Origin of the sequence: Pseudomonas sp. RA_35y_Pfl2_P32, from assembly GCF_963970735.1 — a bacterium.
GTDB lineage: Bacteria > Pseudomonadota > Gammaproteobacteria > Pseudomonadales > Pseudomonadaceae > Aquipseudomonas.
Genome location: NZ_CAXAQF010000004.1, coordinates 219,216 through 239,828, shown reverse-complemented (window position 1 = coordinate 239,828; position 20,613 = coordinate 219,216). Strand labels below are relative to the sequence as shown.

Sequence of the window (20,613 nt, the reverse complement as noted above, 5' to 3'; positions counted from 1 at the left end):
GAAAATTCCGTTTGCCGGGTACGCGTGTCAAAAGGCGTAACAGGCTGCTCGCTGACCAGAAGCTTGGCCGGTCAAGGCGGATTTGGCGGGGTTGGCGACGGGATGAACGATGGGCTCGAGGATGGAGGCTGAGCAGGTAAGGGCGAGCTGTCGGGCGCATTCGGGCGTCGTGGGCCTGGTGCGAACATCAGTGGTGTGCCGGGTTACCTAATTACGCTTCCGTCCCTCGGGACAACTTCGTTCCAGTCGGCAACCTCGTCAAACACGCCTTGTGGGCGGTACAGACACGAAACGGCTCGCAGGGTAGTTGCAAGCAACGCTTCGAAGGCCCTTGCCAGGGCCTCTGATTAGCGGGAGCGAGGCCATCATGCCTTTGCTTTTTTGCCTCGTCAAACGTTTTGTAGTGCTTTTTTTCTAGCACTACATCTTTGGTCTAATACGACTAATCAGTCAGTTTTCGGTGAGTTAGTCCAAGGTATCGACTTTCACCCGCAAGGTCAGGTCATCCCGGCCTTGAGTCCCATAGCTGCGGGTCATGCCCTGTTTGTCGGCCTGGGTCTGGCGATTGATCCCGGCCAGGGTGATCCATTGGCCCAGGCGGCCGCTGACAGTTGTGTCGGTACTTTGCACATTCACTACATCAGGGCGTTCCTGGCTCATGCGGTCACGATTGGTGCTGATAGCCAGGTGCACGGTTTCGCCGGTGACACTGGCCGTCACGTAGAAGCCCTGGGTGACGTTGCGGTAGTCGGTCTGGCTTTGCAGGCGACCGTAGGTGTCGGTCCCAGTGCTGGTGAGCGGGACGCTCTGGCCGGTCTGGATCAGTGCAGGCACGCCTTCGCTGGCCTGGATCTGCTGGATGCTACCTTCGCGACTGGCGGTGCTGTAGCTGATGATCTGCGTCTGCTGGTCGCTTCTGTCCTGCTGGTTGTTCTGGTTGGTGTCGACGGTGATCAGCAGGCGTTTTGGCGCGGTGTCGAGCTGGCCGAGCAGGCGCTTAAGTTCGTCGATCCTGGCGGGATCTGCGTTGACAATCAGCTGATTGCCATAGGCGCTGACGGTGCCGTCCTTGCCGATGAAATTCTGCGCCACGGGTAGCAAGTCGGCGCTGGTGCGGTGGTTGAGCGGCACCACTTCGGTCGCCGCCATGGCCGCAAAGCTGCAGCCGAGCAGCAGGGTGCTGAGCAGGGCGCGTAGGGACATATCCGTTATCTCCGCATTCAAGTGTCTTGATAGTGCCAGTTTGTCGGCCTGCGGTGGAGCAAGTTGAATCGTAGACAGCAAAACGCCCCGGCATCGGTGGATGGCGGGGCGTTTTGGTTGTTCTTGCGGGCCTCATCGCGAGTCGGTTTCAGGCCGAGTCACGCACCATGTCGACATGAGGAATCCCGGCTTCGAGGAACTCTTCACTGACAATCTTGAAGCCCAGGCGCTCATAGAACGCGGTGGCCTGCACCTGGGCGCTGAGCATTTGCTGCTTGAGCCCGCGTTCCTCGGCTTCGCTGATCACTGCTTGCATCAAGGCGTCGCCGACTTTCAGGCCGCGCCAGTCCTTGAGCACCGAGACCCGACCGATATGGCCGTCGGGCAGCAGGCGGGCGGTGCCGATCGGAAAGTCGCCTTCAAGGGCGAGGAAATGCACGGCGCTTGCGTCGTCGGCATCCCATTCCAGCTCGGGTGGAACCGATTGCTCGGCGATGAATACCGCTTCACGAATGCGCCGGATCTCGGCGTTATCCTTTTGCCAGTCTGCGACACGTACGCGAATCTTATTCATCGGCAAACCCCAGGCTCCCTTGCTTGACCAGTTCGCACAGCAGGCCGCGGCCGTCTTCGTCGCTCAGCCAGTGGCCGAGGTTGTCGACGTGCAGTGCGTCGGCGGCGCAAATCATTTTCAGCAGTTCGCGCAGCTTGCCTGGCAGGTAACGGCTCTGGCCGCTGGCGAACAGCAGCAGGTCGTCATCGACTTCGGACCAGGCCAGGCGCGCGCTCGGGTTGCGAATCAGCACGGCGCCTTGCTCCAGGGCGCCAAGGAAGTCGTCCTCGGTCACGTCTTCCGGACCTGCTACCAGCTCAGGGTAGCGCGGCTCGGTCATGAACTGGCCGAACCAGGTCAGCAACAGGCGCTCGTCGCTCATGTGCTCGGCCAGCAGGCCTTTCAAGCGGTCGAGTGCGTCGTGCTGGATCTGGTGCGGATCGGCAGCCGGTTGTGCATCGGCGTCGGTGTAGCGTTCTTCGTCCGGCAGGAACTGGCTGAGGAAGTCGGTGAAGTGGGTCAGCACTTCAGCGGCACTCGGCGCGCGGAAGCCTACCGAATAGGTCAGGCAATCATCCACGGCGACGCCACAATGGGCCAGGCGTGGTGGCAGGTAGAGCATGTCACCTGGCTCCAGGACCCACTCGTCGGTAGCTTCGAAGTCGGCCAGGATGCGCAGGTCGGCGTGTTGCAGCAGCGGGCTCTCGGAGTCGCACATTTGGCCGATTTTCCAGTTGCGTTGGCCATGGCCTTGCAGCAGGAACACATCGTAGTTGTCGAAGTGCGGGCCAACACTGCCGCCGGGAGCGGCGAAGCTGATCATCACATCGTCGATGCGCCAGCTCGGCAGGAAGCGGAAGTTTTCCAGCAGTTCGCTGACTTCTGGCACGAACTGGTCAACAGCCTGCACCAATAGGGTCCAGTCACGCTCCGGCAGCTTGCTGAACTCGTCTTCGGCGAACGGGCCGCGACGCAATTCCCAAGGGCGCTCACCGTGCTCGATGACCAGGCGCGATTCGACTTCTTCTTCCAGCGCCAGGCCGGCCAGTTCATCGGCGTCGATCGGGCTTTCGAAGTCAGGGAATGCCTGGCGGATCAGCAGCGGTTTTTTCTGCCAGTAGTCGCGCAGGAACTCGCGTGCAGTGATGCCGCCCAGAAGTTGCAGAGGAATATCAGGATTCATGTGTAACCTATTGAAAAAAAGCACTTTTCAGACGGGAATAAAAACGCCCGGCGCTGCCGGGCGTCTCAAACGGGTCAAGCGGTCGATCAGATGCGTCGAGCTTGCTCGACTGCGTTGCCGATGTAGTTGGCCGGGGTGAGCAGTTTCAGCTCGGCACGGGCAGAGGCAGGCATGTCCAATGTATCGATGAAAGTCTGCAGCGCTTGCGGGCTGATGCCCTTGCCACGGGTCAATTCTTTAAGCTTTTCGTACGGGTTTTCGATGTTGTAGCGGCGCATCACGGTCTGGATCGGCTCGGCCAGCACTTCCCAGCAGGCGTCCAGGTCAGCGGCGATTTTCTGCGCGTTGAGCTCCAGCTTGCTGATGCCTTTGAGGCTGGCTTCGTACGCGATCACGCTGTGGGCAAAACCCACGCCGAGGTTGCGCAGTACGGTGGAGTCGGTCAGGTCGCGCTGCCAGCGGGAAATCGGCAGTTTGCTTGCCAGGTGCTGGAACAGTGCATTGGCGATACCCAGGTTGCCTTCGGAGTTTTCGAAGTCGATCGGGTTGACCTTGTGCGGCATGGTCGAGGAACCGATTTCACCAGCGATGGTGCGCTGTTTGAAATAACCCAGGGAGATGTAGCCCCAGATGTCACGGTCGAAGTCGATCAGGATGGTGTTGAAACGCGCGATCGCGTCGAACAGCTCGGCGATGTAGTCGTGCGGCTCGATCTGGGTGGTGTACGGGTTGAAACCCAGGCCCAGTTCGTCTTCGATGAAGGCGCGGGCGTTGGCTTCCCAGTCGATCTGCGGGTAGGCCGACAGGTGGGCGTTGTAGTTGCCTACGGCGCCGTTGATCTTGCCCAGCAGTGGCACGGCAGCGACCTGGGCGATCTGGCGCTCCAGGCGGTACACCACGTTCGCCAGCTCTTTGCCCAGGGTGGTAGGCGAAGCCGGTTGCCCGTGGGTGCGCGACAGCATCGGCACGTCGGCGAAGCGGATCGCCAGTTCACGGATGGCTTCGGCGGTCTGACGCATCAGCGGCAGCATTACGTCATCACGGCCTTCGCGCAGCATCAGGGCGTGGGACAGGTTGTTGATGTCCTCGCTGGTGCAGGCAAAGTGGATGAACTCACTGACGTTGGCCAGTTCCGGCAACTTGGCCGCTTGCTCTTTGAGCAAGTATTCGATGGCCTTGACGTCGTGGTTGGTAGTGCGCTCGATCTCTTTGACGCGCTCAGCGTGCTCCAGCGAGAAGTTCTCGGCCAGTTCGTTGAGAACGGCGTTGGCTTGCGCGGAGAAGGCGGGCACTTCAGGGATGGCAGCGTGGGCGGCCAGGCGTTGAAGCCAGCGCACTTCCACCAGGACGCGAGCACGGATCAGGCCGTATTCGCTGAAAATTGGCCGCAGGGCCTGGGTTTTGCCGGCGTAGCGGCCGTCAACAGGGGAAACCGCAGTGAGCGAAGAGAGCTGCATGGGGTGTTCTCGGACAGTCGGGCAACGAAATGGGGCGCATATCATACATGAAAAAATCCGCCGGTCCGTTGCCAACTGACCAGCGTATTACGCCTAACACGGTGTACAGGACCCTTGATGCGACTTATTCGTTGCGCATCAATGGGTAAAGTTCTTTGAGCAATTTGCGACGGCTGATTACTAGCTGCCAGCGGTGCCCACCCAGTTGTCGCCACAGGCGTGCCGAGCGGATGCCGGCCAGCAGCAGGGCGCGGATTTTCGAGGCGTTGCTCGGTTGCTGCAGGTTGCGCATGTCGCCATGCACCTGGATACGCTGGCGCAGAGTGCTCAGGGTGTCCTGGTACAGGGCGCCACAGGCGGCAATCACGTTCTCGTGCGCCGGGCCGAAGTGTTCAACCTGGGACTGGATCTGGGGCAGGCGCTTGCCGATTTCCGCGAGCATGTCCTCGCGCTTGGCCAGTTGCCGCTCAAGGCCGAGCATCGACAGGGCATAGCGCAGTGGCTCGCGTTGCAAGGTACTGGGGTCACGCTCCAGGGCGCCGATCAACGCGCGATAGCCTTCGCGCAGGTTGAGGTCGTCGCCGCCGTAGACTTCCAGGGTGTCCTTGGGGTCGCGGATCAGCAGGCTGCCGAGCATGCAGGTCAAGCCGGCTTCGCTGACCTGGCCGGTCTTGGCGATCTTGTCCACCAGCACAGCGGCCAGGAAGACTCCGCCCAGCGCGGTCAATTGCTCCTGAGTGGGGCTCATGCCTTGCTGCTCCAGGGCTCTGCGACTTCGATGACACCGCCACCGAGGCAGATCTCACCGTCGTAGAACACCACGGACTGGCCGGGCGTGACCGCGCGTTGCGGCTCATCGAAGGTAGCGCGATAGCCGGTCGCCGTTTGTTCCAGGGTGCAGGGCTGGTCGCCCTGGCGATAGCGGACCTTGGCGGTCAGGCGGCGCGGCTGGCTCAGGTCGACCGGGTTGACCCAGTAGATCTCGGAGGCGAGCAGGGCGCCGGAGAACAGCCATGGGTGGTTGTTGCCCTGGCCCACGATCAGCTCGTTGTGCTCGAGGTCCTTGACCAGCACGTACCAGGGTTCGTCGCCGGCGTCTTTGAGGCCGCCGATGCCCAGGCCCTGGCGTTGACCGATGGTGTGGTACATCAGGCCATGGTGGCGGCCGATCACTTCGCCTTCGGTGGTCTTGATTTCGCCTGGCTGGGCCGGCAGGTATTGCTTGAGGAAGTCGCTGAAGCGCCGCTCACCGATAAAGCAGATGCCGGTCGAGTCTTTCTTCTTGGCCGTGGCCAGGTCGTGTTTCTCGGCGATTGCGCGCACTTGCGGCTTTTCCAGTTCGCCGACCGGAAACAGGGTCTTGGCGATCTGTTCACCGCCGACGGCGTGCAGGAAGTAGCTCTGGTCCTTGTTCGGGTCCAGGCCCTTGAGCAGTTCGGTGCGGCCATCAATGTCGCGGCGGCGCACGTAGTGACCGGTGGCGATCAGGTCGGCGCCGAGCACCATGGCGTAGTCGAGGAACGCCTTGAACTTGATTTCACGGTTGCACAGGATGTCCGGGTTTGGCGTACGGCCGGCCTTGTATTCGGCCAGGAAGTGCTCGAACACGTTGTCCCAGTACTCGGCGGCGAAGTTGGCGGTGTGCAGCTTGATGCCGATCTTGTCGCACACGGCCTGGGCGTCGGTCAGGTCATCCATGGCGGTGCAGTAGTCCGTACCGTCGTCCTCTTCCCAGTTCTTCATGAACAGGCCTTCCACCTGGTAACCCTGCTCGATCAGCAGTAGGGCGGAAACGGAAGAGTCCACGCCGCCGGACATGCCGACAATGACGCGCTTCGATGGGGTGTCAGAAGGGGCTGGATCACGCATGGGAATTTAATGAGTGTCTTGAAAAAGGACGCGATTCTAACAGGCTGGCGCCCGCAAGGCTAAAGAGAAGGACGGATCAGTTCGAGACTGAAGCAATTTCCCTGCAGATAATCGTCGATGCAGCGGATGATCAGCTCGCTGCGCCAGTTGTCGCGCTGGGCCAGCAACTCGTCCCGGGTCAGCCACTTGGCGCCGACGATGCCGTCGTCCAGTTGATAATCCGGGTGGTGTTTGATGGCTTTGGCGATAAAACAAACCCGTTGGTAAGTCACGCCGTTGCTGGGAGCGGTGTAGAGATAAATACCTACCACGCCGGTCGGCTCGACGTCCCAACCGGTCTCTTCGAGGGTTTCGCGTACGGCGGCCTCGGTCAGGGTCTCATCCGGATCCAGATGGCCAGCGGGCTGATTAAGTACGTTGCGACCAGCCTTGTGCTCTTCAACCATCAGAAAGCGGCCGTTGTCCTCGACGATGGTGGCGACGGTGATGTGGGGTAGCCAATCCATGCAGTTTCCTCGGTTTCTGGTATTGGAATAAAAAACAGTGTGGGAGCGAGCTTGCTCGCGATTGCGGCGGATCAGTTCACATCAATGCTGAATGATATATCGCTATCGCGAGCAGGCTCGCTCCTACATGGGTTCGGTTTTGGCAAATAGATAGGTGTCATCGCCACAAACAGAAACCCCGGCACTCGGCCGGGGCTTCTTTGCATCCTTACAGCATTACACCAGCGCAGCAATCGCCGCGTTGAAGGTGTTGCTCGGGCGCATGGCCTGGCTGATCAGCTCGGCATTGGCGTGGTAGTAACCGCCGATGTCCACTGGCTTGCCCTGGACGGCGTTGAGCTCGGCAACGATGGTTGCCTCGTTCTCGGTCAGGGTGCTGGCCAGTTGGCTGAACTGCGCTTGCAGGGCTGTGTCTTCGCTCTGGGCGGCCAGGGCTTGTGCCCAGTACAGCGCCAGGTAGAAGTGGCTGCCGCGGTTGTCGATGTTGCCGACTTTGCGCGATGGCGACTTGTTGTTGTCGAGGAACTGGCCGGTAGCCTGGTCCAGGGTCTTGGCCAGCACCAACGCTTTCGGGTTGTTGTAGGTCACGCCCAGGTGTTCCAGGGAGGCGGCCAGGGCCAGGAATTCGCCCAGGGAGTCCCAGCGCAGGAAGTTTTCTTCCAGCAGTTGTTGCACGTGCTTGGGGGCCGAACCGCCAGCGCCGGTTTCGAACAGGCCGCCACCGTTCATCAGTGGCACGATCGACAGCATCTTGGCGCTGGTGCCCAGTTCCATGATCGGGAACAGGTCAGTCAGGTAGTCGCGCAATACGTTGCCGGTCACCGAGATGGTGTCCTTGCCTTCGCGGGTGCGCTGCAGGGTGAACTTCATGGCGTCGACGGGGGCCATGATCTGGATGTCCAGGCCGGCGGTGTCGTGGTCCTTCAGGTAAGCCTGGACCTTCTCGATCACCACGCCATCGTGGGCGCGCATTGGGTCCAGCCAGAAAATCGCTGGGGTGGCGCTGGCGCGAGCACGGTTGACGGCCAGTTTGACCCAGTCCTGGATCGGCGCGTCTTTGGTCTGGCACATGCGGAAGATATCGCCGGCTTCAACCGGTTGCTCCAGCAGGGTGCGGCCAGCGCTGTCGGACACCCGAACCACGCCGTCGGCCTTGATCTGGAAGGTCTTGTCGTGGGAGCCGTACTCTTCGGCTTTTTTCGCCATCAGGCCAACGTTTGGCACGCTGCCCATGGTGGTTGGGTCGAAGGCGCCATTGACTTTGCAGTCTTCGATCACGGCCTGGTAGATGGTGGCGTAGCAGCGATCCGGGATCACAGCCTTGGTGTCGTGCAACTGGCCGTCGGTGCCCCACATTTTGCCGGAGTCACGGATCATGGCCGGCATCGATGCGTCGACGATCACGTCACTTGGCACGTGCAGGTTGGTGATGCCTTTGTCGGAGTTGACCATCGCCAGGGAAGGGCGAGCGGCGTAGACCGCCTGGATGTCAGCTTCGATCTGCGCTTGCTGGTCGGCCGGCAGGGCCTTGATGCGAGCGTACAGGTCGCCGATGCCGTTGTTCAGGTTGAAGCCGATCTGTGCCAACACGTCTGCGTGCTTGGCCAGGGCCTCTTTATAGAACTCGGCCACGATTTGGCCGAACATGATCGGGTCGGAAACCTTCATCATGGTGGCTTTGAGGTGAACCGACAGCAACACGCCCTTGGCCTTGGCGTCTTCGATCTCGGCGGCGATGAAGCTGCGCAGGGCGTTTTTGCTCATGACCGCGCAATCGAGGATCTCACCGGCTTGCACGGTGGTTTTTTCTTTCAGGACGGTGTGGGTGCCGTCTTGAGCGATCAGTTCGATTTTCACGGCGTCAGCGGCGTCGATCAGGGCGGCCTTTTCGCTGCCGTAGAAATCGCCGGTGCTCATGTGCGCAACGTGGGACTTGGAGTCCTTGGCCCAGGCGCCCATCTTGTGCGGGTGCTTGCGAGCGTAGTTCTTGACCGACAGCGGTGCGCGACGGTCGGAGTTGCCTTCACGCAGAACCGGGTTGACCGCGCTGCCCTTGATCTTGTCGTAACGGGCCTTGGCGTCTTTGTCGGCATCGCTGGTCACGGTTTCCGGGTAGTCCGGCAGTGCATAGCCCTGGGCTTGCAGCTCTTTGATCGCGGCCTGCAGTTGCGGTACCGAAGCACTGATGTTCGGCAGCTTGATGATGTTGGCTTCAGGCGTAACGGCCAGGGCGCCCAGTTCGGCGAGGTGGTCGGCTACGGCTTTATCACCCAGTTGCTCGGGGAAGCTGGCCAGGATGCGCCCTGCGAGGGAGATATCGCGGGTTTCCACGGCAATATCGGCGGAAGCGGTAAAGGCTTCTACGATCGGGAGCAGGGAATAGGTGGCGAGGGCGGGAGCTTCGTCGGTGAAGGTGTAGATGATCTTCGAGCGGGTGGGCATATTCGGATTAACTCTCTTCTTTGCTAAAAGCGTGCGCGGAAATTCGAGGGGCGCCGGGTAAGCGCGTTCGTTCAAAGTCATCCATGAGCCGAATGTCGAGATTTCGTCGCGGTGATGTTGGGTGCATCAGTCGAGCGTCAAGCGCTCGGGTTGCGGTAACAACCCGGCTTTTCGGGCCGAAACTCTTGTGGTAGAGGGCTCGGCCGTCGTGACTCTGTGGTCAGCGGCGGCATTATACATAGGTAGCTGGCAAAACGCCGATGGTTCATACACCTGCGGTCTCGTCCATTGGTCTAAAGGTCGCACCCGGTGCCGCGGCGTAGAGTTGCTCCATGTGCTTGAGTTTGGCAGTTTCCCCTTTGCTTTCAGGCTTGTAGGCCGCGAACTGGTTAGCTTGGCGGCAGATGAGTGGAACATGAGGTTCCCGTGCAGATTCAACTGGGGTACGCTCGAACGCAGCCAGATGTTCAATCCACACAACGGAGTTCAGCATGGGATACAAGAAGATTCAGGTTCCAGCAGTCGGCGACAAAATCACCGTCAATGCAGACCATTCTCTCAATGTTCCTAACAACCCGATCATCCCTTTCATTGAAGGTGATGGTATTGGTGTTGATATCAGCCCGGTCATGATCAAGGTTGTCGATGCTGCTGTTAAGAAGGCTTACGGCGGCGAACGCAAGATTTCCTGGATGGAAGTGTATGCCGGGGAAAAAGCGACTCAGGTTTACGATCAGGACACCTGGCTGCCTCAGGAAACCCTGGACGCGGTCAAGGATTACGTGGTTTCCATCAAGGGCCCTCTGACCACGCCGGTCGGTGGCGGTATCCGTTCCCTCAACGTTGCCCTGCGTCAGCAACTGGACCTGTATGTGTGCCTGCGCCCGGTGCGCTGGTTCGAAGGTGTACCAAGCCCGGTGAAGAAGCCAGGCGACGTCGACATGACCATCTTCCGTGAGAACTCGGAAGACATCTATGCCGGTATCGAGTGGAAAGCCGGCTCGCCGGAAGCGACCAAGATCATCAAGTTCCTGAAAGAGGAAATGGGTGTCACCAAGATCCGTTTCGACGAAAACTGTGGCATCGGCGTCAAGCCGGTTTCCCTGGAAGGCACCAAGCGTCTGGCGCGCAAGGCCCTGCAATATGTGGTCGACAATGATCGCGACTCGCTGACCATCGTCCACAAAGGCAACATCATGAAGTTCACCGAAGGTGCCTTCAAGGAATGGGCCTACGAAGTGGCGGCCGAAGAGTTCGGCGCGACCCTGCTCGACGGCGGTCCGTGGATGCAGTTCAAGAATCCGAAAACCGGCAAGAACGTCATCGTCAAGGACGCCATCGCCGATGCCATGCTCCAGCAGATCCTGCTGCGCCCGGCAGAGTACGATGTAATCGCGACCCTGAACCTGAATGGCGACTACCTGTCTGACGCCCTGGCGGCTGAAGTTGGTGGTATCGGTATCGCGCCAGGTGCCAACCTGTCCGACACCGTGGCCATGTTCGAAGCCACCCACGGTACTGCACCCAAGTACGCCGGCAAGGACCAGGTCAACCCGGGTTCGCTGATCCTGTCCGCGGAAATGATGCTGCGCCACATGGGCTGGACCGAAGCGGCCGACCTGATCATCAAGGGCACCAATGGCGCTATCTCGGCCAAGACCGTGACCTATGACTTCGAACGCCTGATGGAAGGCGCCAAACTGCTGTCTTCTTCGGCGTTTGGCGATGCCCTGATCTCGCACATGTGAGCTGAGCGGCATTAAACACAAACCGGCCGGCTCAAGTGATTGAGTTGGCCGGTTTTTTTATGGAAAACCTGAAATCGGTAGGGGGGGGGCTCAGGCGGTAACAGAGTTGTTCTGTGCGGTGGTGTCGATTGCGCCGGTTTCAGTGGCGGCGCCGATATTCACGGCGTGCAGGCCCTTGGGGCCCTGGATGATCTCGAAGCTCACCGCCTGGCCGGCCTTCAAGGTCTTGTAGCCGTCCATCTGGATCACCGAGTAGTGGGCGAACAGATCGTCCGTTTTGCCGTCTTCATTGATGAAACCGTAACCCTTGGCATTGTTGAACCACTTGACCTTGCCATAGATCTTGACGCCTGACATACCCAACTCCCTCTGCAACAGACTCCATCACTGGAGTATCATCCAGTTGATCCTGATCAAATCCTGCAAATAGGGTTTGACGGCACGGACCTTTTTTACCCACTGTGGGCTCTATTGGTTGTAACACTGTTTTGCCGATAGTCAAGGCGACCGGACAGTCAGAGTTGAAAAGCTCTGGGACCGCCCCCACCACTGTATTCAGCTCAACTGACGAACCTTTCTTTCCATGCATGCAATCAGCCAGATTCGACTAACATTCAATCAGGATCGCCCGGATTCACACGACGACGATTCCGCAGGCATTGCTGTACAGGAGGCAAAGCCTGCCTTACAGGCACCGCCGATGTACAAGGTGGTTTTGTTCAATGATGACTACACACCGATGGATTTCGTCGTCGAAGTGCTCGAGGTGTTTTTTAACCTGAATCGTGAGCTGGCGACCAAGGTAATGCTGGCCGTCCACACAGAAGGACGGGCAGTATGTGGATTGTTTACCCGCGACATCGCCGAGACCAAGGCCATGCAGGTCAACCAGTACGCCAGGGAAAGCCAGCATCCGCTACTCTGTGAAATCGAGAAGGACGGTTAACGCCGACCACTTGGGTATGAGGTGAAGCTATGTTAAACCGCGAGCTCGAAGTCACCCTCAATCTCGCCTTCAAGGAGGCGCGTTCGAAACGTCATGAGTTCATGACCGTCGAACACCTCCTGTTGGCACTATTGGATAATGAGGCAGCCGCCACCGTTTTGCGTGCTTGCGGCGCAAACCTCGACAAACTCAAGCACGACCTGCAGGAGTTCATCGACTCCACCACACCTTTGATTCCCGTCCATGACGAGGATCGCGAGACCCAGCCAACCCTGGGCTTCCAGCGTGTACTGCAACGTGCTGTCTTCCATGTACAGAGCTCGGGCAAGCGTGAAGTGACCGGCGCCAACGTGCTGGTTGCGATCTTCAGTGAGCAAGAGAGTCAGGCAGTGTTCCTGCTGAAACAGCAGAGCGTTGCCCGCATTGATGTCGTCAACTACATCGCCCATGGCATTTCCAAGGTGCCTGGGCATGGCGATCACTCTGAAGGTGAGCAAGATATGCAGGACGAGGAGGGGGGCGAATCTTCTTCTTCAGGCAATCCGCTGGATGCTTATGCCAGCAACCTCAACGAACTGGCGCGCCAGGGTCGCATCGACCCGCTGGTCGGGCGTGAAATGGAAGTTGAGCGTGTGGCGCAGATCCTCGCGCGCCGGCGCAAGAACAATCCGTTGCTGGTGGGCGAGGCAGGCGTGGGTAAAACCGCGATTGCCGAAGGCCTGGCCAAGCGTATTGTCGACAACCAGGTGCCTGATCTGTTGGCCAACGCCGTGGTCTACTCCCTGGACCTCGGTGCACTGCTGGCGGGTACCAAGTACCGTGGCGATTTCGAGAAGCGCTTCAAGGCGCTGCTCAATGAGCTGAAAAAACGTCCGCAGGCCATTCTGTTCATCGACGAGATCCACACCATCATCGGTGCGGGTGCCGCCTCTGGCGGAGTCATGGACGCCTCGAACCTGCTCAAGCCGCTGCTGTCGTCGGGTGATATCCGTTGCATCGGTTCGACTACCTTCCAGGAATTTCGCGGGATCTTCGAAAAAGACCGCGCCCTGGCGCGACGCTTCCAGAAGGTCGATGTGTCGGAGCCTTCGGTCGAAGACACCATTGGCATCCTGCGCGGCCTCAAAGGTCGTTTCGAGGCGCACCACAACATCGAATACAGTGATGAAGCCTTGCGTGCCGCTGCCGAACTGGCTTCGCGCTACATCAATGATCGGCACATGCCGGACAAGGCCATCGACGTGATTGACGAGGCGGGCGCCTACCAGCGTCTGCAGCCGGTCGAGAAGCGCGTGAAACGCATCGAGGTGCCTCAGGTCGAGGACATCGTGGCGAAAATCGCGCGGATTCCGCCCAAGCATGTCACCAGTTCCGATAAGGAGCTGCTGCGCAACCTTGAGCGTGACCTCAAGCTGACGGTGTTTGGTCAGGATGCCGCGATCGACTCGCTGTCGACTGCGATCAAACTGTCCCGTGCCGGTCTCAAGTCACCGGACAAGCCCGTGGGTTCGTTCCTGTTCGCCGGTCCGACCGGTGTCGGCAAGACCGAGGCGGCTCGCCAATTGGCGAAGGCGCTGGGGATCGAGTTGGTGCGGTTCGACATGTCCGAGTACATGGAGCGTCACACCGTATCGCGACTGATCGGTGCGCCGCCGGGTTACGTCGGGTTCGACCAGGGCGGTCTGTTGACCGAAGCCATCACCAAGCAGCCACATTGCGTGTTGTTGCTCGATGAGATCGAGAAGGCGCATCCGGAAGTCTTCAACCTGCTGCTGCAGGTCATGGACCACGGTACGCTCACCGATAACAACGGGCGCAAGGCGGACTTCCGCAACGTGATCGTGATCATGACGACCAACGCCGGCGCCGAAACCGCAGCCCGTGCGTCGATTGGCTTCACCCATCAGGACCACTCGTCCGATGCGATGGAAGTGATCAAGAAAAGCTTCACGCCGGAGTTCCGTAACCGTCTGGACACCATTATCCAGTTTGGTCGCCTCAGTCATGAGGTCATCAAAAGTGTGGTGGACAAGTTCCTTACCGAGCTTCAGGCGCAGCTGGAAGACAAGCGCGTGCAGCTGGAAGTGACCGATGCCGCACGCAGCTGGCTGGCGGCGGGTGGCTACGACTCGGCAATGGGGGCTCGTCCGATGGCTCGCTTGATCCAGGACAAGATCAAGCGTCCGCTGGCCGAAGAGATCCTGTTTGGCGAGTTGGCCGATCATGGTGGTGTGGTGCATATCGATATCAAGGACGGCGAGCTGACCTTCGATTTCGAGACCACGGCGGAAATGGCCTGACGGTTGATTGTGGTAAAGCGGAAGGCGCCGGGAGGCGCCTTTTTGCTGAACCGCAGGAGCGGAGATGCTCAAAAAACTAAAGACAAACAAGGCGCACACAAAAACGCCCGGTATAAACCGGGCGTTTTGTATTGACTTGATTAGCGAGCGCGGTAAGTGATGCGCCCTTTGCTCAAGTCATAGGGCGTCAGCTCGACGCGCACTTTGTCACCGGTAAGAATACGAATGTAGTTCTTGCGCATCTTGCCGGAAATATGCGCGGTTACGACGTGCCCATTTTCCAACTCCACACGAAACATGGTGTTGGGCAGGGTGTCGACGACAGTGCCTTCCATTTCGAAGCTGTCTTCTTTCGACATGCAGTAAAGCCCTCGGTGTCCAATGAATGGCCCGGTGCAACTGCGCCAGGCAAAAGCGGCGTGCATTGTGCCCGAAAAATGGGGTTTAAGCCAAGGGCTTTACGGCTGACCCTAGTTCAGAACCACCCAGCGCTGGTTAATCAGCAGTTCTATTGGGCGATATTGGGTCTTGTAGTTCATTTTTTTGCAGTTCTTGATCCAGTACCCCAGGTACACCGCATCCAGCCCCAGGCGGCTGGCCTCGCCGATTTGCCAGAGGATTGCATAGCGCCCCAGGCTGCGGCGCTCTTCGGCGGGTTCGTAGAAGGTGTAGACCGCAGATAAGCCGTTGGGCAGCAGGTCAGTCACGGCAATGGCCAGCAGTCGGCCTTCCAGGCGGAATTCGTAGAACCGGGAAAAAGGCAGGTCGCGCACCAGGAAGGTGGAAAACTGATCGCGACTGGGTGGGTACATGTCGCCATCGGCATGCCGTTGTTCGATGTAGCGCTGGTAAAGGTCGAAGTATTCTTCGCTGAAGCCCGGTTTGGCCGGGCGGATCTGCAAGTCGGCGTTGCGCTTGAAAATGCGTTTCTGCTGCCGGTTGGGAGTAAATTGCGCCACGGGGATTCGCGCAGGCACGCACGCATTGCAATTCTGGCAATGGGGTCGGTACAGGTGATCGCCGCTGCGCCGAAAACCCATTTCCGACAGATCTGCGTAGACATGCACATCCATGGGCTGGCTAGGGTCGAGGAACAGCGTGGTCGCCTGCTCCTCAGGCAGATAACTGCAAGAGTGGGGCTGAGTGGCATAAAACTTGAGACGCGCCAACTCGGTCATGGATCAACCCTCGGGGGTAAACCGTTCAATTAAGTGTAAGCCACAGGCGTCAAAGTCGCCTGACAAACCCATGTGGCACGGTTGGGTTGATCGAGGTGGCGGGCCAGATAATCGGCAAACTCCCGGCGTGGGATCGAGCGGGCGCCCAGGCTGTGCAGGTGATCGGTGGGCATCTGGCAGTCGATGAGGACAAAGCCGGCCTCTTTGAGGTGTTGCACCAGGGTCGCAAAACCGACTTTCGATGCGTTGTCGGCACGACTGAACATCGACTCGCCGAAAAACAGCTGGCCCATGGCTAGGCCGTACAAGCCGCCCACCAGCACGTCCTGGTCCCAGACTTCCACGCTGTGTGCGTGGCCACGGGCATGCAGCTCCCGGTAGGCATCCTGCATGGCGTTGGTGATCCAGGTGCCGTCGGCATAGTCCCGGGGCGCTGCGCAGGCGCTGATCACGGCGGCGAAGTCTTGGTCGAACGTCACCCGATAGCGTTTTTGCCGCAGCAGTTTGCCGAGGCTGCGCGAGACATGCAGTTCGTCGGGGAACAACACCGTGCGCGGATCCGGGGACCACCACAGGATCGGCTGGCCTTCGGAAAACCAGGGGAAGCAGCCATGGCGATAGGCTTGGACCAGGCGATCGGCAGACAGGTCGCCACCGGCGGCGAGCAAGCCGTTGGGCTCGCGCATGGCTTTTTCCAGCGGTGGAAAATTCAGGGAGTCGCGTTGTAACCAGGTCAGCATGGTATCCAGCTTACAGTAGGGGAGGGCAGCGCCAGCGCCGGGCTACCGCCCATCATCTGAGTCAGTTGTCGTCGAGGTATTTTTCAGCGTCCAGCGCCGCCATGCAACCCGCGCCTGCAGAAGTCACTGCCTGGCGGTACACGTGGTCGGCGACATCGCCGGCGGCAAACACCCCGGCAATCGCGGTGGCAGTGGCATTGCCTTCACTGCCACCCTGGACCTGCAAGTAGCCATCATGCATCGGTAACTGGCCCTGGAACAGCTCAGTATTGGGTTTATGGCCAATGGCGATGAATACCCCGGCCAGCGGTAGCTCGCAGGTTTGCCCGGTGAGGCTGTCTCGCAGGCGGGCGCCGGTCACGCCGCTGGCATCACCGAGGACTTCGTCCAGATTCTGGTTCCAGTGCAGGCGGATATTACCGTTGGCGGCTTTTTCGAACAGTTTGTCCTGGAGGATCTTTTCCGAGCGCAACTTATCGCGGCGGTGGATCAGATGCACTTCCCGGGCAATGTTGGACAGGTACAAAGCCTCTTCCACCGCCGTATTGCCGCCGCCGACCACGGCAACCACCTGGTTGCGATAGAAGAATCCATCGCAGGTCGCGCAGGCCGATACCCCCTTGCCGGCAAAGGCTTCTTCGGACGGCAGGCCCAGGTACTGCGCGGAGGCGCCGGTGGCAATAATCAAGGCATCGCAGGTGTAGGTGGCGCTGTCGCCAATCAGCTGGAACGGGCGCTGCTGCAACTTGGCGGTGTGGACGTGGTCGTAGACGATCTGTGTGTCAAAACGCTCGGCGTGTTTTTGCATGCGTTCCATGAGTACCGGGCCCGTGAGGCCTTCGACGTCGCCGGGCCAGTTGTCGACTTCAACCGTGGTGGTGAGCTGGCCACCGGCCTGCATGCCGGTGATGACTACGGGTTTGAGGTTGGCGCGGGCGGCATAAACGGCAGCGCTGTAACCGGCAGGACCGGAACCCAGAATGATCAGGCGTGAATGCTTCGCATCGCTCATAAAAACACCTCATAAGCCTTTGTCACAAAAGAGAATGCATGCTCAAATTGAATCGTGCGCCACAGACTTCTGGCTATGCTGTAGCCATGGACTTGAAGCATGGCATCGGCCGTACAAACCCGTACAATGCAAGGCTGTAACAATGCATTGCGCAAAAAAGCACGGCGTGTCGTGTTTATAAAAGCCCAAGTGCAGTGTTAAAAGTAGTCCCAGTTGCGCCTGTTCACTTTTTACCTGCCTGGATTGGGCAGTTTTTTATAGTCATTCAACAGATGGACGCGCCCCTGGCGCAGGAAAAGTAGCGTTTTGAAGAAATCCACCGCAGCACCTAAACCAGTCGTTCCGCTTTGGCGTCAACACCTGCACTACCGACTCAAGGAAGGTGCGTTGATCGCCATCGGGGCCTTGTGCCTGTTCCTGATGATGGCCTTGCTGACCTACGGCAAGGACGATCCGGGCTGGAGCCACAACAGCAAGATCGACGACGTGCAGAACTTCGGCGGCCCTGCGGGCTCCTACAGCGCCGACATCCTGTTCATGGTGCTGGGGTATTTCGCCTATATCTTCCCGCTGTTGCTGGCGATCAAGACCTATCAGATTTTCCGCCAGCGCCACGATCCCTGGGAGTGGAGCGGCTGGCTGTTCTCCTGGCGCCTGATCGGCCTGGTATTCCTGGTGTTGTCGGGCGCGGCCCTGGCCCACATCCATTTCCATGCCCCTACCGGCTTGCCGGCCGGTGCCGGTGGCGCGCTGGGTGAAAGCCTGGGCGAATTGGCAAAGAACGCGTTGAATATCCAGGGCAGCACCCTGATGTTCATTGCCCTGTTCCTGTTCGGCCTGACCGTGTTTACCGACCTGTCGTGGTTCAAGGTGATGGACCTCACCGGCAAGATCACCCTCGACTTGCTTGAACTGTTCCAGGGCGCCGCCAATCGCTGGTGGACCGCGCGTACCGAGCGCAAGCAACTGGTTGCACAATTGCGTGAAGTGGATGACCGGGTGCACGACGTGGTGGCGCCAGCCGTGACCGACAAGCGCGAGCAGGCCAAGGTCAAGGAGCGCTTGATCGAGCGCGAGCAGGCCCTGAGCAAGCACATGTCCGAGCGCGAGAAGCAGGTGCCGCCGGTGATCGCCCCGGCGCCACCGAAACCCGCCGCCCCGAGCAAGCGTGTGGAGAAAGAGAAACAGGCGCCGTTGTTCGTCGACAGCGCCGTGGAAGGCACCTTGCCACCGATCTCGATTCTCGACCCGGCGGAGAAGAAGCAACTCAACTATTCGCCTGAATCGCTGGCGGCAGTGGGGCATCTGCTGGAAATCAAGCTCAAGGAGTTCGGGGTCGAGGTTTCGGTGGACTCGATTCACCCGGGGCCGGTGATTACCCGTTACGAAATCCAGCCAGCGGCGGGGGTCAAGGTCAGCCGTATTTCCAACCTGGCGAAAGACCTCGCGCGTTCGCTGGCAGTGACCAGTGTGCGGGTGGTGGAAGTGATTCCCGGCAAGACCACGGTCGGTATCGAGATCCCCAACGAAGACCGGCAGATCGTGCGCTTCTCCGAAGTGCTGTCGACCCCGGAATACGACAACTTCAAGTCGCCGGTGACCCTGGCCCTGGGCCACGACATTGGCGGCAAGCCGATCATCACCGACCTGGCAAAAATGCCTCACCTGCTGGTGGCCGGTACCACCGGTTCCGGTAAGTCGGTGGGGGTCAACGCGATGATCCTGTCGATCCTGTTCAAGTCCGGCCCGGAAGACGCCAAGCTGATCATGATTGACCCGAAAATGCTTGAGTTGTCGATCTACGAAGGCATTCCGCACTTGCTGTGCCCGGTGGTCACCGACATGAAGGACGCCGCCAACGCCCTGCGCTGGAGCGTGGCCGAGATGGAGCGGCGCTATAAGCTGATGGCCAAGATGGGCGTGCGTAACCTGTCCGGCTTTAACCAGAAGGTGCGCGAGGCACAAGAGGCCGGCACTCCGCTGACCGACCCGCTGTACAACCGCGAAAGCATTCACGACGAAGCGCCGCTGCTGACCAAGCTGCCGACCATCGTGGTGGTGGTCGACGAATTCGCCGACATGATGATGATCGTCGGCAAGAAGGTCGAAGAACTCATCGCCCGTATCGCGCAGAAAGCCCGGGCGGCCGGTATCCACCTGATTCTCGCGACCCAGCGTCCGTCGGTGGACGTGATCACCGGTCTGATCAAGGCCAACATCCCGACGCGCATGGCGTTCCAGGTGTCGAGCAAGATCGACTCGCGGACCATCATCGACCAGGGTGGCGCCGAACAATTGCTAGGCCACGGTGACATGCTCTACATGCCACCCGGTACCAGCCTGCCCATCCGGGTGCACGGGGCGTTTGTTTCCGATGACGAGGTCCACCGTGTGGTGGAGGCCTGGAAACTGCGCGGCGCTCCGGAATACAACGACGACATCCTCGCCGGTGTCGAAGAGGCCGGCAGCGGCTTTGAAAATGGCGGTGGCGGCGGCGGTGACGATGACGCCGAAACCGATGCGCTCTACGACGAAGCCGTGCAGTTTGTTCTCGAAAGCCGTCGCGCCTCCATCTCGGCGGTGCAGCGCAAACTCAAGATCGGCTACAACCGCGCGGCGCGCATGATCGAAGCCATGGAAATGGCCGGGGTCGTGACCTCCATGAATACCAACGGCTCGCGTGAAGTCCTGGCCCCTGGCCCGGTGCGCGACTGAATCAGTGCCGCGTGGCCTCACGCGGCGCGTCATTCAAACGAATCTCTATGAGGACTCCCATGCGTCTTATCCGCATGTTGCTGTTGCCGGTACTGGCTTTCACCACCCTCTCGGCCCAGGCCGATGACAAGGACGTGGCGCGTCTGACTCAATTGCTGGAAAAGTCCCAGACCCTGAGCGCGCGCTTCTCCCAGTTGACCCTTGACGGCAGCGGTACCCAGTTGCAGGAAACCACTGGCCAGATGTCGCTGCAGCGCCCGGGCCTGTTCTACTGGCACACCGATGCGCCGCAGGAGCAGTTGATGGTCTCCGATGGCAAGAAGGTCTCCCTGTGGGACCCGGACCTGGAGCAGGTCACCATCAAGACCCTCGACCAGCGCCTGACCCAGACCCCAGCGCTGCTGCTCTCCGGTGATGTGTCGAAGATCAGCCAGAGTTTCGACATCAGCGCCAAGGAAGCCGGCGGCGTGATCGATTTCACCCTCAAGCCGAAAACCAAGGACACCTTGTTCGACAACCTGCGCCTGTCGTTCCGTAACGGCCTGGTCAACGACATGCAACTGATCGACAGCGTCGGCCAGCGCACCAATATCCTGTTCACCGGCGTAAAAGCCAACGAGCCGATCCCGGCGTCCAAGTTCAAGTTCGACATCCCCAAGGGTGCCGATGTGATCCAGGAATAGACGCAGGACCCCTGTAGGAGCGAGCGTGCTCGCGATAAACCCGAGCACGCCGCGGGGTGTCAGGTTTACAGCGTTATC

General features: G+C 59.7%; 18 protein-coding genes. 5 read left to right on the top strand and 13 right to left on the bottom strand.

The window, feature by feature from the left end:
- Nucleotides 1-465: 465 nt before the first annotated feature.
- The 8 genes from AACY45_RS06055 to AACY45_RS06020 form a co-directional block, all read right to left on the bottom strand.
- Entirely contained in the window at nucleotides 466-1,203 is a 738-nt protein-coding gene (locus AACY45_RS06055) for a secretin N-terminal domain-containing protein (protein WP_339544611.1), read from the bottom strand.
- A 148-nt stretch (nucleotides 1,204-1,351) separates the two neighbouring features.
- Nucleotides 1,352-1,777 (bottom strand): GNAT family N-acetyltransferase, encoded by a 426-nt coding sequence (locus AACY45_RS06050; protein WP_339544610.1) that lies wholly within the window; start codon nucleotides 1,775-1,777, stop codon nucleotides 1,352-1,354.
- Nucleotides 1,770-2,939, bottom strand: coding sequence for a ribosomal protein uL16 3-hydroxylase (locus AACY45_RS06045; protein WP_339544609.1), 1,170 nt, complete (start codon nucleotides 2,937-2,939; stop codon nucleotides 1,770-1,772). The genes AACY45_RS06050 and AACY45_RS06045 overlap by 8 nt, the downstream gene beginning before the upstream one ends.
- Before the next feature lie 86 nt (nucleotides 2,940-3,025).
- Nucleotides 3,026-4,396 (bottom strand): adenylosuccinate lyase, encoded by a 1,371-nt coding sequence (gene purB / locus AACY45_RS06040; protein WP_339544608.1) that lies wholly within the window; start codon nucleotides 4,394-4,396, stop codon nucleotides 3,026-3,028.
- Nucleotides 4,397-4,520: 124 nt separating this feature from the next.
- Nucleotides 4,521-5,144 (bottom strand): high frequency lysogenization protein HflD, encoded by a 624-nt coding sequence (gene hflD / locus AACY45_RS06035; protein ID WP_095165225.1) that lies wholly within the window; start codon nucleotides 5,142-5,144, stop codon nucleotides 4,521-4,523.
- Nucleotides 5,141-6,265, bottom strand: a complete 1,125-nt coding sequence (mnmA, locus tag AACY45_RS06030; RefSeq protein WP_339544607.1) for a tRNA 2-thiouridine(34) synthase MnmA — start codon at nucleotides 6,263-6,265, stop codon at nucleotides 5,141-5,143. Before mnmA ends, hflD begins: the two co-directional genes overlap by 4 nt.
- 59 nt (nucleotides 6,266-6,324) lie before the next feature.
- Nucleotides 6,325-6,771 carry an NUDIX hydrolase gene (locus tag AACY45_RS06025; protein ID WP_339544606.1) on the bottom strand — a complete coding sequence of 149 codons (447 nt, stop codon included), beginning with the start codon at nucleotides 6,769-6,771 and terminating at the stop codon, nucleotides 6,325-6,327.
- Between the two features lie 216 nt (nucleotides 6,772-6,987).
- The gene (locus AACY45_RS06020) at nucleotides 6,988-9,213 is read right to left on the bottom strand and encodes an NADP-dependent isocitrate dehydrogenase (protein WP_339544605.1); all 2,226 of its coding nucleotides are present in this window, start codon (nucleotides 9,211-9,213) and stop codon (nucleotides 6,988-6,990) included.
- A 491-nt stretch (nucleotides 9,214-9,704) separates the two neighbouring features.
- Here AACY45_RS06020 and icd point away from each other — a divergent pair, with 491 nt between their 5' ends.
- Nucleotides 9,705-10,961, top strand: a complete 1,257-nt coding sequence (gene icd, locus AACY45_RS06015; protein WP_339544604.1) for an NADP-dependent isocitrate dehydrogenase — start codon at nucleotides 9,705-9,707, stop codon at nucleotides 10,959-10,961.
- A 90-nt stretch (nucleotides 10,962-11,051) separates the two neighbouring features.
- Here icd and cspD read toward each other — a convergent pair whose 3' ends face one another.
- Nucleotides 11,052-11,318: a cold shock domain-containing protein CspD gene (gene cspD, locus AACY45_RS06010; RefSeq protein ID WP_339544603.1), complete on the bottom strand. Its 267-nt coding sequence runs from the start codon at nucleotides 11,316-11,318 to the stop codon at nucleotides 11,052-11,054.
- 226 nt (nucleotides 11,319-11,544) lie between these two features.
- Between cspD and clpS the strand changes: the two genes are divergently transcribed.
- Entirely contained in the window at nucleotides 11,545-11,907 is a 363-nt protein-coding gene (gene clpS, locus AACY45_RS06005) for an ATP-dependent Clp protease adapter ClpS (RefSeq protein WP_093421263.1), read from the top strand.
- 29 nt (nucleotides 11,908-11,936) lie between these two features.
- A complete protein-coding gene (clpA, locus tag AACY45_RS06000; RefSeq protein ID WP_339544602.1) occupies nucleotides 11,937-14,207 on the top strand; it encodes an ATP-dependent Clp protease ATP-binding subunit ClpA in 2,271 nt (756 codons plus the stop codon).
- 140 nt (nucleotides 14,208-14,347) lie between these two features.
- On the opposite strand, the gene infA is transcribed toward clpA, so the two are convergent.
- The 4 genes from infA to trxB form a co-directional block, all read right to left on the bottom strand.
- On the bottom strand, nucleotides 14,348-14,566 hold the full coding sequence (gene infA, locus AACY45_RS05995) for a translation initiation factor IF-1 (protein ID WP_002553999.1): 219 nt from the start codon (nucleotides 14,564-14,566) through the stop codon (nucleotides 14,348-14,350).
- Between the two features lie 111 nt (nucleotides 14,567-14,677).
- Nucleotides 14,678-15,385 (bottom strand): arginyltransferase, encoded by a 708-nt coding sequence (locus AACY45_RS05990; RefSeq protein ID WP_339544601.1) that lies wholly within the window; start codon nucleotides 15,383-15,385, stop codon nucleotides 14,678-14,680.
- Between the two features lie 29 nt (nucleotides 15,386-15,414).
- Nucleotides 15,415-16,125, bottom strand: a complete 711-nt coding sequence (gene aat / locus AACY45_RS05985; RefSeq protein WP_339544600.1) for a leucyl/phenylalanyl-tRNA--protein transferase — start codon at nucleotides 16,123-16,125, stop codon at nucleotides 15,415-15,417.
- Nucleotides 16,126-16,186: 61 nt separating this feature from the next.
- The gene (gene trxB, locus AACY45_RS05980) at nucleotides 16,187-17,137 is read right to left on the bottom strand and encodes a thioredoxin-disulfide reductase (RefSeq protein ID WP_339544599.1); all 951 of its coding nucleotides are present in this window, start codon (nucleotides 17,135-17,137) and stop codon (nucleotides 16,187-16,189) included.
- Between the two features lie 306 nt (nucleotides 17,138-17,443).
- Here trxB and AACY45_RS05975 point away from each other — a divergent pair, with 306 nt between their 5' ends.
- Nucleotides 17,444-19,852, top strand: coding sequence for a DNA translocase FtsK (locus tag AACY45_RS05975; RefSeq protein ID WP_339544598.1), 2,409 nt, complete (start codon nucleotides 17,444-17,446; stop codon nucleotides 19,850-19,852).
- A 59-nt stretch (nucleotides 19,853-19,911) separates the two neighbouring features.
- Nucleotides 19,912-20,535, top strand: a complete 624-nt coding sequence (lolA, locus tag AACY45_RS05970) for an outer membrane lipoprotein chaperone LolA (protein ID WP_339544597.1) — start codon at nucleotides 19,912-19,914, stop codon at nucleotides 20,533-20,535.
- Nucleotides 20,536-20,613: the final 78 nt, after the last annotated feature.